This is a genomic window from Georgenia wutianyii, assembly GCF_006349365.1.
Taxonomy (GTDB): Bacteria; Actinomycetota; Actinomycetes; order Actinomycetales; family Actinomycetaceae; genus Oceanitalea; species Oceanitalea wutianyii.
This window is the reverse complement of the sequence record NZ_CP040899.1, coordinates 1,407,968-1,420,688: the sequence shown is the minus strand read 5'-3', so window position 1 is coordinate 1,420,688 and position 12,721 is coordinate 1,407,968. Positions and strand designations below refer to the sequence as shown.

11 protein-coding genes are annotated in these 12,721 nt (G+C 73.4%); 7 read left to right on the top strand and 4 right to left on the bottom strand.

The window, feature by feature from the left end:
- Positions 1 to 3: 3 nt before the first annotated feature.
- Both FE251_RS06345 and FE251_RS06340 read left to right on the top strand, forming a co-directional pair.
- Positions 4 to 1,296: a D-arabinono-1,4-lactone oxidase gene (locus FE251_RS06345; RefSeq protein WP_139948288.1), complete on the top strand. Its 1,293-nt coding sequence runs from the start codon at positions 4 to 6 to the stop codon at positions 1,294 to 1,296.
- On the top strand, positions 1,296 to 1,613 hold the full coding sequence (locus FE251_RS06340; protein WP_139948287.1) for a DUF1905 domain-containing protein: 318 nt from the start codon (positions 1,296 to 1,298) through the stop codon (positions 1,611 to 1,613). Before FE251_RS06345 ends, FE251_RS06340 begins: the two co-directional genes overlap by 1 nt.
- A gap of 18 nt (positions 1,614 to 1,631) precedes the next feature.
- On the opposite strand, the gene FE251_RS06335 is transcribed toward FE251_RS06340, so the two are convergent.
- From FE251_RS06335 to FE251_RS06320, 4 genes are all read right to left on the bottom strand, one after another.
- The gene (locus FE251_RS06335; protein WP_139948286.1) at positions 1,632 to 2,891 is read right to left on the bottom strand and encodes an alpha-hydroxy acid oxidase; all 1,260 of its coding nucleotides are present in this window, start codon (positions 2,889 to 2,891) and stop codon (positions 1,632 to 1,634) included.
- A 203-nt stretch (positions 2,892 to 3,094) separates the two neighbouring features.
- Positions 3,095 to 3,472 carry a VOC family protein gene (locus FE251_RS06330; RefSeq protein ID WP_139948285.1) on the bottom strand — a complete coding sequence of 126 codons (378 nt, stop codon included), beginning with the start codon at positions 3,470 to 3,472 and terminating at the stop codon, positions 3,095 to 3,097.
- Between the two features lie 139 nt (positions 3,473 to 3,611).
- A complete protein-coding gene (locus FE251_RS06325; RefSeq protein ID WP_139948284.1) occupies positions 3,612 to 5,342 on the bottom strand; it encodes an HNH endonuclease signature motif containing protein in 1,731 nt (576 codons plus the stop codon).
- A gap of 57 nt (positions 5,343 to 5,399) precedes the next feature.
- Positions 5,400 to 6,314 (bottom strand): alpha/beta fold hydrolase, encoded by a 915-nt coding sequence (locus FE251_RS06320; protein ID WP_139948283.1) that lies wholly within the window; start codon positions 6,312 to 6,314, stop codon positions 5,400 to 5,402.
- A 385-nt stretch (positions 6,315 to 6,699) separates the two neighbouring features.
- On the opposite strand from FE251_RS06320, the gene FE251_RS06315 reads away from it, so the two are divergent.
- The 5 genes from FE251_RS06315 to FE251_RS06295 all read left to right on the top strand — a co-directional run bounded on the left by FE251_RS06315 (position 6,700) and on the right by FE251_RS06295 (position 12,590).
- The gene (locus FE251_RS06315; protein ID WP_223147579.1) at positions 6,700 to 7,716 is read left to right on the top strand and encodes a substrate-binding domain-containing protein; all 1,017 of its coding nucleotides are present in this window, start codon (positions 6,700 to 6,702) and stop codon (positions 7,714 to 7,716) included.
- Positions 7,717 to 7,786: 70 nt separating this feature from the next.
- Entirely contained in the window at positions 7,787 to 9,277 is a 1,491-nt protein-coding gene (locus FE251_RS06310; protein WP_139948281.1) for a sugar ABC transporter ATP-binding protein, read from the top strand.
- Positions 9,274 to 10,266: an ABC transporter permease gene (locus tag FE251_RS06305; RefSeq protein ID WP_223147578.1), complete on the top strand. Its 993-nt coding sequence runs from the start codon at positions 9,274 to 9,276 to the stop codon at positions 10,264 to 10,266. Before FE251_RS06310 ends, FE251_RS06305 begins: the two co-directional genes overlap by 4 nt.
- Entirely contained in the window at positions 10,263 to 11,255 is a 993-nt protein-coding gene (locus FE251_RS06300; protein ID WP_139948280.1) for an ABC transporter permease, read from the top strand. Before FE251_RS06305 ends, FE251_RS06300 begins: the two co-directional genes overlap by 4 nt.
- Positions 11,256 to 11,387: 132 nt before the next feature.
- The gene (locus FE251_RS06295; protein ID WP_139948279.1) at positions 11,388 to 12,590 is read left to right on the top strand and encodes a Gfo/Idh/MocA family protein; all 1,203 of its coding nucleotides are present in this window, start codon (positions 11,388 to 11,390) and stop codon (positions 12,588 to 12,590) included.
- The last annotated feature ends 131 nt before the right edge of the window (positions 12,591 to 12,721 follow it).

Genomic DNA, 12,721 nt, shown 5'->3' with positions numbered 1-12,721 from the left:
CGGGTGGAACCGCTGCTGACCTGGGCCGGCAACCGCGCCTACGCGGGCACGCTCGTGCACCCGGGCTCCCTCGACGAGGCCGCCGACGTCGTCGCCCGCTCCCGGCACGTGCGCGCCCTGGGCAGCCGGCACGGGTTCAACGACGCCGCGGACTCCCAGGGGGCCCTCGTCAGCCTCGACCGCCTCGCCTACCGCCACCCCGGCAGCAGGACCGGCCCCGACGACCTCACCGGCGGCCCCGAACCTCGCCTCGACCCCGCCACCGGGCACGTGTGGGTCCCGGCGGCCACGCGCTACGCGGACCTCGCCCTGTTCCTCGCGGACCACGGCCGGACCCTGCCGAACTTCGCCTCCCTGCCCCACATCACGGTCGCCGGGGCGGTGGTGACCGCCACCCACGGCTCGGGGACCGGCAACCCGGTGCTCGCGGCCTCGGTGGTCGGGCTGGACCTCCTCCTCGCCGACGGCACCGAGCGCCGGCTGCACCGCGACACCGACGGCGACGTCCTCGACGGCGCGACGGTCTCCCTCGGCGCCCTCGGCCTCGTCCACGGCGTGACGCTGGCGACGGTGCCCGCGTTCGACGTCGCGCAGACCGTCTACGGCCCCCTCCCCCTCGCCGGGCTCGTCGAGGCGTTCGACGAGGTCAGCGCGCTGGGCTACTCGGTCAGCTGCTTCACCACGCTACGGGGCCCGGACGTCGAGACGGTGTGGGTCAAGCGGCTGGCGGACGAGGGCATGCCCGAGGAGGTGCTCGGGGCCAAGGCGCTCACCTCCCCCGTCCACCCCATCCCGGGCGTCGACCCGGCGAACTGCACCCCGCAGGGTGGGGTCCCCGGCCCCGCGGCGGACCGCCTCCCCCACTTCCGGGCGGAGGGGATGCCCAGCGCCGGCGCCGAGATCCAGTGCGAGTACCTCGTGCCGCGCGAGGAGGCACGCGCCGCGCTGCGCGCCCTCGCCGGCCTGGCTCGCCCGCTCGCCGGGCTCCTCCAGGTCTGCGAGGTGCGCTCGGTGGCGGCCGACCGCGCCTGGCTGAGCCCGATGCACGACCAGCCGTGCGTCGCCGTCCACCTCACCCTCGTGCGCGACGTCGAGCGCGTGGCGGCGGTGCTGCCGCTCGTCGAGGCGGCGTTCGCCCCGCTCGGCGGCCGGCCCCACTGGGGCAAGGTGTCCGCCGCCGACCCGGCCCGGGTGCGCGGGCTCTACCCGCGGCGCGCGGACTTCCTCGACCTCGCCCGCACGCTCGACCCGGGGCGGAAGTTCACCAACGCGTTCGTGCGGCGCTGGGTGGGCTGATGGCCGCCCTCGAGTTCGACGCCGAGCTGTGGCTGTGGGAGGCCCGGGCGACCGACGCCTGGACGTTCGTGTCGCTCCCGCCGGAGGTCGCGGACGAGGTGCTCGAGCGCGCCGAGGGGTTCACCCGCGGGTTCGGGTCGGTGCGGGTCGAGGTGACCGTCGGGACGACGACGTGGCGGACCTCGCTCTTCCCGTCGGCCGCGGCACGCACCTACGTCCTCCCGGTGAAGCGGGCCGTGCGCCGCGCCGAGGGCCTGGAGGTCGGGGACACGCTGCGGGTGGCGTTGCGGCTGCTCGACGTCGGGCAACCGGACTAGCGACGACCTCTGTCGGCTTCAGATCGGCGACCGGTCGCCTCCCGGCAGCCGCCGCGGCACCAGTCGCTGGAGCTGGGTGACGTGCTGGGGACCGAGCTCCTCCACCGAGGTCACCTGGAGGAGCTTCATCGTGCGCACCACCTGCCCGGCGAGGATCTCGATCGCCCGGTCCACGCCCTGGCGCCCGCCGGCCATGAGGCCGTAGAGGTAGGCCCGGCCGATGAGCGTGAACCTCGCCCCGAGGGCGAGGCACGCGACGACGTCGGCGCCGCTCATGATCCCCGTGTCGACGGCGACCTCGGTGTGCCGGCCCACCTCGCGCACGACCTCCGGCAGCAGGTGGAAGGGCACCGGCGCGCGGTCGAGCTGGCGCCCGCCGTGGTTGGACAGCACGATCCCGTCGACCCCGTGGTCGACGAGCTGCCGCGCGTCGGCGACCGTCTGCACGCCCTTGACGACGAGCCGGCCGGGCCACATCGAGCGGATCGTCTCGAGGTCGGCCCACGTGATCGACGGGTCCATGGCCGAGTCGAGCAGCTCCCCGACAGTCCCCCCGGTGGAGGACAGGGAGGCGAACTCGAGCTTCGGCGTCGTGAGGAAGTCGACCCACCACCAGGGGCGCGGGACGGCGTTCGCCACGGTGCGGACGGTGAGCCGGGGCGGGATGGAGAAGCCGTTGCGGGTGTCGCGCAGCCGGGCACCGGCCACGGGCGTGTCGACGGTGAAGAACAGCGTGTCGAAGCCCGACTGCGCCGCGCGCTCGACGAGGCCGTAGGAGATCTCGCGCTGCTTCATCACGTAGAGCTGGAACCAGTTGCGCCCGTGGGGGTTGGCGGCGCGGACGTCCTCGATGGTCGCGGTGCCGAGCGTGGAGAGGGTGAAGGGGATGCCCGCCGCCCCGGCGGCGGCCGCCCCGGCGTGCTCGCCCTGGGTGTGCATGAGGCGGGTGAAGCCGGTGGGGGCGATGGCGAAGGGCAGCGCGGACGGGCCGCCGAACACGGTGGTCGAGGTGTCGACGTGGGAGACGTCGCGCAGGATCGCGGGGTGGAACTCGACGTCCCGGAAGGCCTGGCGGGCCCGCTTCAGCGAGAGCTCGTCCTCCGCGGCACCGTCGGTGTAGTCGAACGCCGCAGCCGGCGTGCGCCGCTTGGCGATGCGCCGCAGGTCCTCGATGGTGAGGGCGGCCTCCAGTCGCCGCCGTCGCGCGTCGAACGTGGGGCGCTTGAGCTGGAGGAGCTCGCGGAGCTCCGCGGGCCGGGGCGCCTGTCGTCTCACCACGGTCTCCAGGCCCTGCCACGTCCCGCCGGCCCGAGGGCCGGTTCGTGTGGTCGCATGGTGTCTCCGTTCCGACGATCATCGCGTCCCCGCAGCATCCCACCAGAGAGCACCCGCGCGCGCAGGCGTGCGAGGGTCGGGCACAGCCGGGCCGCGCTCGTCGCACGGGCCGGGCCCTGGCGGCGGACCAGGCCGGACGTGTCCGGTCAGGCGCTCTGCCAGAGCCCGACGACGTTGCCCTCGGAGTCGGTGAAGTACGCGGCGAAACCCATCTCGGCCACCGGCGACTTCGGCTCGAGCACCGCTCCCCCGTTCGACTCCACCCGCGCGAGGTCGGCGTCGATGTCGGCGCTGGCGAGCACGATGATCGGGGCGGTGTTGGCGCCCTGACGCTGCGTCATCCCGCCACCGATGTAGCCCGGCTCGTCCGGCATGCCGTCCTCGCCCGCCGGGCCGGTGGACACCCCGACGTAGTCGAGCTCGGGCATCTCGTCGAAGGTCCAGTTGAAGATCTCGCCGTAGAAGCGCTTGGCCCGTTCCTTGTCCTCGAAGGGGATCTCGAAGTGGACGACTCGACCGGTCATGCTGACCTCCACGTCGCGGGGCCGGCGCTCGGCGGCGTCGGCGCTGAGGCGGCCATCGTAGGGCGGGCACCCGTCCCGCGGACAGACCCGCGGCCTGGTTCGTGGCCCTCGGCCCGGGCGGACCGCCCGGTCCAGCCGCTCAGAACGGGGGGTCGCCCGGGGCCTCCGCCCGGCCGAGGGAGGTGACACGTCCGGACCTGTGCCGGACGTAGTGGTGGCCGGTGGGGGTGGTCCACTCGAAGGCGCCGTCGCCCAGGTGGCGGAGCCGGAAGTCGCCGACGGTCTTCGCGGCATGGTCCCGGGGGCACAGCGCCGCGAGGTTGTCGACGCCGGTGCGGCCGCTGAAGGCCCACGGCACGACGTGGTCGATCTCGCACGCACGGGCCGGTGTGGAGCAGCCCGGGGCCACGCAGGTGCCGTCGCGGGCACGCACGAAGTCGGCGACAGGCGCGGGTGGGCGGTAGCGGGACCGGCCGACGTCGAGCAGCCGCCCGGACAGCGGGTCGGTGACGAGCCGGCGCCAGGTGCCGCCGCTGTGGGCGAGGGCTCGGGCGACGTCCGGGGTGATGGGCCCGTAGCCGTCGAGCTCGGCGACCTCGACCGGGGGGCCGTCGTGGCGGTCGTCGGGTGGAACGTCGTCGGGCGGGCCCTGGTCGGGGAAGTCGTCGTCGGGCGGGCCGCACCCGGGACGACCGCCGGCGGGCGGGGCGGGCGGGAGGAGGACCGAGAGCGGGACGGTCACCCTGACCTGTGCCCTGTCGCCGCCGATGCCCCCGACGGGCATGTGCCGGGTGCGCAGGAAGCTGTTGCCGGTCTCCATGCGGGGCAGATCGTCACCGAGGTCCCGCGGCGGTGCCGAGTGGGCCGAGGGGCCGCCCGCCTCCGCCCCTGCCGGGCGACAGTCGCCGGGAGCTTCCCCGATGAACCCGCGGTCGAGCGCGCCGTGGCCGAGCAGGGCGAGGGCGTCGGCGCGGAGCTGGTCGATGGTGCGCGGGTCACCACCGGCCCGCGCCGACCGGGCCGCGGCCTCCAGCGCGAGGTCCAGACCCGCGGCGTCGGTGGCGGGCAGGACGGCCGTGAGCGAGGCCATGCCGTCGGGCAGCGGCCGCGGGTGGTGGACACGCCGCAGCTCGCGCGCCTCCCTGGCCCGGGCCGTTGCCCGCAGCGGGTCGATCGCGATGATCGCCCTGCTCACCGCGCGCTCGAGCTGGGTGACCGTCTGGTGCGGGGCGTGGGGAAGGACCTCCTGCTGCACGGCCCAGGCGACGTCGTCGGGCTGGTCCTTGAGGAGCCGCGCGAGGGTGCAGGCCTTGGGGTAGTCGATCCCGCCGCGCTCGAGCGCGGCGCCGGTGTCCTCGAGCTTCAGGTCGAACAGCCGCCCGTTCTCCACGAGCCGGCGCGCGGCGAACCGGGAGATGCCGAGGCGCGGGGCGAGCTCCTGAGCGGTCATGTCGACCACCTGCTCGCCGGTCGGGAGCGAGTGACGAGGGCTCAGCGCCGGGCGACGCGACAGCCGGCGGGCCAGGCCGGCCATCCGCCACTGCGCCCAGGCCGCGACCCGCTGGTACCCGGCGATCATCTCCACGAGGTGGTAGTCGTCCACCGTGCGTGGGTCGGTGGACTCGAGCTCGGCCAGGAGGAGCTCGCCCGGGTCCACGGTGGCGAGAACGTCGCTGGGCAGGTGGTCGCTCGGCGACCGACCGTCCTCCTCGTCGCCCGCCCAGTCGTCCAGCCGGGCGAGGTCGAGACCCGGACCGCCTTCGCCGAGCGGGTCGGGCGGCAGCGGACGGAGGACGTCAGGACCCTCCTCGGCAGTACCCGCCGGCCACTCCCACTCCTCGCAGGCCGGTCCCTCTACCACTGCCGTCACGCCGTCCACCTCCCTCGGTGCCTGCCGCCACGCTATCGGCGACCACCGACATCGCCGTCAGCGCGCGGGAGAGCTGCCCTGCGCACCGTCCGACGCGGCGACGAACCGTGTGACGACGTCGACGACGCCCGGGTCACGCAGCAGCCGCCGGTGCCCGAGCCCCTCGGTCGTCACGAGCGTGCCGTCCGACCAGGTGCCCGCGACGCGAACGCCGTCGGCGTGTGGCACCTCCTTGTCCTGCCGGTCGTGGACGACGAGCACGGGCACGGTGACGTCGTGGGCGGTGAGGTCGAAGTCGCGCAGGGGCCGCCGAGCCAGCGCCTCCAGGCGCCGGTCGAACCGGCTCCGGGTCCGTTCGCCGTAGCCCAGGTGGCGCGCCATCGTCCGCGTCATGGAGAGCACCTCCGCGCTCGGGGCGAGGAGGGCGAGCCGGCCCGCCGCGACGCCGTCCGTGACGGCGATCGTCGTCACCGTCGCGCCGAGGGAGTGCGCCACGACGGCGGCCGGTGTGCCGTGGGCGGCGGTCACCGCCTTCAGCGCGTCGACCATCTCGAGCGCGGTCGACCGGCGCGGGCCGAGGAACCCGGGAGCGGACTCGCCGTGGCTGGGGGCGTCGAACGCGACGACGCGACGGCCCTGCGCGACGAGCGGGGCGACGAACGCGCCGAGCTGCCCGCGCCAGCCACCCCACCCGTGGACGAGGTAGACAGGCTCACCGCTCCCCCACGTCTCGACGACGACGTCACGTCCCGGCGCGACCGCGACGGTGGAACGCTCCCCCTCGCCCGGCCGCTCGTCCCGGCGCAGCCCTCCGCCGCGAGGGACCGTGCACCAGATCCGCACCGCCCACCGTGCGCCGACCTCCGGCGCGACCCGGTCGAGCGCACCGAACCCGCCGCGCAGCGCGGCGAGCCGGAGCCCGCCGGACGGACCCGTGGTCCGCCCGGCGGCGCCCCCCGGCTCACCGCTCATGGCCGGGAGGGTAGTGGCCGGCCGGGCCGAAGTCACCGGGTCTGCCGGTCCCGCCACGTCCCGGCTCCACCCTCCGGCCGAGGGCCGACCTCCGGAGCACGAGCCGGCGCCCCCGGGGGACCGACCTTCGCAGCGATTGACGACAACATTTGCGTCAAGCCTTGACGTCTTCTGTGGACAGTCATTAGTTTCTTAAGCACACGCAGGCGACCATCTTTAGTTATGAGGTCGTACAAAAGCAATGGAGCTGCGCACACGGGCACGTACGTCCGGGCACACTTCGGCACGCCCTGACGCAAATCGAAACGGCAAATCGAATACCTGGGGGAAACCGGCGATGAGGCTGAACACCAAATTCTGCACGGCAGCAGTTGCGACAGCCTTGGTGCTGGCGCTGAGCGCCTGCGGCTCGGGTGACGGGAACGCGAGCGGCGAGGGGACCGACGACGGCGACGGAGGCGGAGGCGACTACGTCATCGGCGTGAGCAACACGCTCGCGGGCAACGGGTGGCGTGAGCAGATGGTCTGCTCGATCCAGGCCGAGGCCCTCGCCAGCGGCCAGGTCTCCCGCGTCGTCGTGCTCTCGGAGAACGCCGGGCCCACCGAGCAGGTTCAGCACCTGCAGACCCTGATCTCGGAGGGCGTGGACGCCATCGTCGTCAACCCCTCGGACCCCGAGCAGCTCAACGGCATCATCGACGAGGCGACCGCCCAGGGCATCGTCGTCGTCGCCGTCGACGCCGCCGTGACGAGCGAGAACGCCTACGTCGTCACGAACGACCAGGTCGAGTGGGGCCGCGTGGGCATGGAGTGGCTCGCCGAGGAGGTCGGTGGTTCCGGCGACATCCTCTACGTCCGGGGCATCGAGGGCGTCCAGTCCGACACCGACCGGCACGAGGGCGTCATGGCCGCCCTCGAGAGCTACCCCGACATCGAGCTCACCACCGTGTGGAGCAACTGGGACTACACGCTCGCCGGGGAGATCGCCGTCCAGCAGTTCAGCGCGAGCGACTACGACGGCGTGTGGACCACCGGCGCGGACTACACCGTCGTCAACGGCATCCGCACCGCCGGCAAGGACCTCGTCCCCGTCACCGGGCAGGACAGCAACGCGTTCGTCGGGCAGCTGCTCGACGGCGCACCGGGCGCCGTCGTCACCAACCCCGCCGTCATCGGCGCTGTCGGCACCAACGTCGCGCTCAAGGTGCTCGCCGGCGAGGACGTCGAGCAGACGACGATGCTCACCCCCGAGCTGTGGACGATGGCCGACGCCGCCGACCGGCTCGAGGAGGCGCACGAGCCCGACCGCGGGCAGGACACCAGCGCCGCCGTGGAGATCGACTACCCGCTCGAGATGACCCGGGAGCAGCTCTACGCCTGCGAGGGCCCCAGCGGTTCCTGACCTGCCGTACGGCAGGGGTGTCCGGGGCGGTCACGCCCCGGACACCCCGGCCCTGACGTGAGAGAGCACGATGTCCTCCGAAACGTTGCTGGCCGCCCGCGGGGTGGCCAAGTCCTACGGCAGCGTCCTCGCCCTGCGCTCCGCCGACGTCACCGTCGGCCACGGGGAGACGCACGCGCTCCTCGGCGCGAACGGCGCGGGCAAGTCCACCTTCGTCAAGGCGCTCACCGGCGTCATCACCCGCGACGCCGGCACCGTCACCCTCGACGGCGCACCCGTGACGCTGCGCTCCCCCGCCGACGGGTACGCCCGCGGCATCGCCGCGGTGTTCCAGGACCCCGCGCTCATCCCCGACCTCACGGTGCGCGACAACCTCCGGCTCACCGCCACCGACGCGAGCACCGTCGAGCAGCACCTCGCCGGGCTCGACATCCGGGGCCTCGACCTCGACGAGCGGGTGCGCGACATCCCGCTCCCGTTCCTCCGGATGATCGACCTCGCCCGCGCGCTGGCGCACCGGCCCCGGCTGCTCATCCTCGACGAGATCACCGCGGCTCTGCCGGCCGACCTCAGCGAGAAGGTCTTCGCCGTCATGGCCCGCCAGCGGCAGGAGGGCGGGTCGGTCCTGTTCATCTCCCACCGGCTCGAGGAGGTCGTCGAGCACTGCGACATGTGCACCGTCTTCCGCGACGGCGGCGACGTCGCACGCTTCGCCCCGAAGGAGGGCCGGGAGCAGCGGATCGTCGCCTCGATGCTCGGGGACCGGCTGGTCGAGGAGGCAGCGGAGGGCCGCCGGACCCGCACGGCGGGCCGGCCGGAGGTGGCGCCCCGACTCGTCGTGGAGGACCTCGGCGCGGGGGACATGCTCCACGACGTCAGCCTCGACGTCCGTCCGGGCGAGGTGCTCGGCCTCGTCGCGCTCGAGGGCCAGGGGCAGGACACGCTCTTCGACGTCCTCGCCGGGGACCAGCGCCCGCGCACCGGGGAGATCCGGGTCGACGGCGAGGTGCTCACGGCCCGCCACCCGGCCGCGGCGATCCGCAAGGGGGTCGTGCTCGTCCCCGCCGACAGGTCGTGGGCACTGCTGCCCAAGCGCTCCATCCGGGAGAACATCGCGTTGCCCTCCCGGGCGCGCGTCTCCCGCTGGGGGCCGATCAGCCGGCGGCGGGAGGACCGCGCCGTCGACCGGGCGGTCGCGCGACTGTCGATCGACACCCGGGCGGCCTCCCAGGCCCGGCGCCTGTCCGGCGGCAACCAGCAGAAGCTCACCATCGGGCGCTGGCTCGCCGAGGGGTTCGGCACGCTGCTCCTCTTCGACCCCACCCGCGGGATCGACATCGGCACCAAGCGCCAGATCTACGACCTCGTCCGCGAGGTCGCCGACTCGGGTGCCGCCGTCCTCATGTACACGAGCGAGCTGCGCGAGATCGGGCTCGTCTGCGACCGCGTGCTCGTCCTCTACCGCGGCACCGTCGTCGCCGAGCTGCCGGCGGACGCCGGTGAGGAGGCGCTGCTGCACGCCGCGCACGGGCTGCACGAGGCGGAGGTGACCACCTCGTGAGCGTCACCACCACCGTCCCCGAGCCGACCGGCCGGCTCACCCGCTTCCGCCAGCAGAACGGGTGGGTCGCGGGCGTGGCCGTGCTGCTGCTCGCGATGATCCTCGTCCGCTACCTCCAGGTGGAGAACTTCGGCGGCTTCGAGCTGCGCGCCCTCACGGCCGGCAGCCTCATGCTCGCGCTCCTCGCCATGGCCCAGGGGGTCGTCGTCCTGTCCGGGGGCATCAACCTCGCGGTCGGGGCGCTCATGGTGCTCGCCAACTGCTTCTCCGCCTGGCTCATGGAGGACGCGTCCCTCGGCACGAGCGTCCTCGTCGCCGTCCTCACCGTCGCCGGGACCGCGCTGCTCTCCGGGCTCATGGGCTGGATCGTCACGGTGTCCGGGATGCCCGACATCGTCGTCACCCTCGCGCTGCACTTCGCCTTCGTCGGCCTCGCGCTGCTCATCCTCGGCGGGCCGGGTGGCCGGGCGAACCCGCAGCTCTCCCAGCTGATCGTCGGCGGCTTCTCCAACCCCTGGCCCGCCCTGCTCTGGCTCACCGGCATCTACTGCCTGATCTGGATCCCCTTCCGGCGCAGCCGCGCCGGGATCGCGACCTACGCCATCGGCAGCGACCGGCAGGCAGCGTTCCTCGCCGGCATCGTCGTCAAGCGGGCGCGCGTCCACGCCTACGTCGTCTCCGGCGTGTTCGCCGGGCTCGCCGGCCTCGTGACGACGGCGCTGCTCGGCAGCGGCAGCCCGCAGGAGTCGATCGCCCTCGGCGCGCTCCTCGGCTCGGTCGCGGCCGTCGTCCTCGGCGGCGTCGCCCTCTCCGGCGGACGCGGCCAGCTGCTCGGCCCCGTCCTCGCCGCCTTCGTCCTCACCCTCATCCCGGCGATCCTGCTGAGCCTGGGGGTCAACCCGAACGTCGCAGTGCTGCTCGAGGGGCTGATCATCATCGGGGTGGTCATGCTCGGCGGCCTGCTCGAGCTGCGCAGGAGGAAGCTGTGAGCACCGCCGTCGCCCCTCCCCTCCCCAGGTCACAGCGCCTGCGGCGAGGGCTCACCGACCGACCGGTCATCGTCCTCGGCGTCGTGTTCGTCGTCTTCTACCTCGTGACGGCGCTGCTCGACCCGAGCCTGTTCACCATGCGAGGGCTGCGCTCGATCCTCCTGCTCGCCTGCCCGCTCGCGATCTTCGCGGCCGGCCAGACGCTCGCCTTCCTCACCGGCGGGATCGACCTGTCGGTGACGATGACGGCGAACGTCGCGGCCTACGTCGCCGCCACCCAGAGCGGCGCGGGACCGGTCCAGGCACTCGCCCTCGCTCTCGTCGTCGGCGCGGCCGCCGGCCTGGTCAACGGGGTCGGCATCGGCATCTTCCGCGTCCACCCGCTCATCATGACGATCGGCATGTCGAGCGTCCTGCTCGGACTCGTGTCCGTCGGGCTCTCGAGCGGCGGCTTCCTCTCCGGCCCCACCGTCGTGCCTGCGGTGCTGGAGACCGTCGGCGGCGGGACGCTCGTCGGGCCCGTCCCGCTCAACGCCGTCGTGTGGGCCGTCGTCTCCGTCGTCCTCGTCCTCGGGCTCGCCCGGACCGGGCTGGGACGCAACATCTACGGCGTCGGGGACAACCCGCTCGCGTGCCGGCTCTCCGGGGTCAAGGTGTGGCAGGTGCTCATCGCCACCTACGTCATCGTCGGCGTCCTCGCCGCGATCGCCGGCCTGCTCATCTCGGGCAGCAGCGGCTCCGTCGGCCCGAGCCAGACGAACTCCTTCCTGCTGCCGAGCATCGCCGCGGCCGTCATCGGCGGGACCTCGATCCTCGGCGGGGCGGGCGGGTACGGCGGCACCATCGTCGGCGCGCTCGTCCTCACCGTCCTCAACCGGCTGCTGCTCACCCTCGGCGTGGGACAGGCCGTCCAGCAGCTCGTGTACGGCGCGATCGTCCTGGCCCTGGCCTGGGTGTACGTCGCCGTCTCCGGGCAGCGGTCGGACTGAGACCGCGTCTCGGGCGGGAGGGGTGGTCAGGGGGAACACACGACGGGCGGCGCCGACCGGCAGGGCCACGTGCCCGGAGGCGGCGTCGCCGCGCGGACACCACGCAAGCACTCGACGAAGGAGGACTGTGCTGTGACAGCACATCGAATCGCCATGCTGGGCACCGGACTCATCGGTGACTTCTACACCGCCGCGCTCAACCGCGGCCGCACGAAGGACACGGTCGAGCTCGTCTACTCGCGCAGCGAGGAGCGCGGAGCCGCGTTCCGTGAGCGCTGGGGGGTGCCGCGCTCGACGACGTCGCTCGAGGCGGCCTGCGCCGACCCGGACATCGACACGGTCGTCATCGGGCTCCCCAACGACATGCACGAGGAGGCGGTGCGCCTGGCCGCCGAGAACGGCAAGGCGGTGCTGTGCACCAAGCCGCTGGGTCGCACCGCCGCCGAGGCCAAGCGCATGCTCGACATCGTCGAGGAGCACGGGGTGTTCGCCGGCTACCTCGAGGACCTCGTCTACACCCCCAAGACCCTCACCGCGGTGAAGTCGGTGCAGGACGGCGCGCTCGGGGACGTCCTGTGGGTCCGCTCGCGCGAGACGCACCCCGGTCCGCACAGCGCGTGGTTCTGGGACGAGAAGAAGGCGGGCGGTGGCGTCATCGTCGACCTCGGCTGCCACTGCATCGCGATCTGCCGCAACTTCGTGGGCAAGGGGAACCGGCCCGTCGAGGTCTTCTGCTGGAAGGACACGCTGGTCCACCCGATCAGCGCGGACGACCACGCGGTCGCCCTCATCCGCTTCGAGTCCGGCGCCATCGGGCAGTTCGAGGTCTCCTGGGCGTTCCGCGGAGGGCTCGACCTGCGCGACGAGGTCCAGGGCACCGAGGGCACGATCTGGCTCAACCACTTCCTGCGCACCGGCTTCGACATGTTCACCACCGGCAAGTCGGCCGGCTACGTCGCGGAGAAGGCGGAGACGACGAGCGGCTGGCTCTTCCCGGTGGGTGACGAGGTCACCGAGCTCGGCTACCTCGACATGTTCACCGACATGTTCGACTCCATGGACGCCGGGACCCGGCCGCAGGAGTCGTTCTACGACGGGTACGTCGTCAACGCGATCATCGACGCGTGCTACGCCTCCGCGCAGAGCGGTGCGTGGGCGCCGGTGGAGATCGAGGACTGGCGCGGGGGCACGACGCCGCGCATCTCCCGGTCCCCCGAGCTGCACGAGGGGCACGCCGTCATCAAGCGGGAGATCCTGCCCGACGGCCGGACCAAGGTGCTCTTCCAGCACCGGGAGACCGGCGAGATCCTCGAGACGGTCGGCCAGCCGGGCTGAGCGGTACCGCGGGCGGGTCCGGCGACGGCCCCGCCCGCGGCAGGCAGGTGGGGGCACCCGGGGGGAGGAGGAACCGCTCCCACCTGCCGCACACGAGCCGCTCCGGCGGCCCTTGAGAAATCAATGCACCA

Coding starts and splice junctions, on each gene's coding strand:
- FE251_RS06310 (WP_139948281.1), top strand. CDS start 7,787: ATGTCCTCCGAAACGTTGCTGGCCGCCCGCGGGGTGGCCAAGTCCTAC.
- FE251_RS06320 (WP_139948283.1), bottom strand. CDS start 6,314: ATGAGCGGTGAGCCGGGGGGCGCCGCCGGGCGGACCACGGGTCCGTCC.
- FE251_RS06330 (WP_139948285.1), bottom strand. CDS start 3,472: ATGACCGGTCGAGTCGTCCACTTCGAGATCCCCTTCGAGGACAAGGAA.
- FE251_RS06340 (WP_139948287.1), top strand. CDS start 1,296: ATGGCCGCCCTCGAGTTCGACGCCGAGCTGTGGCTGTGGGAGGCCCGG.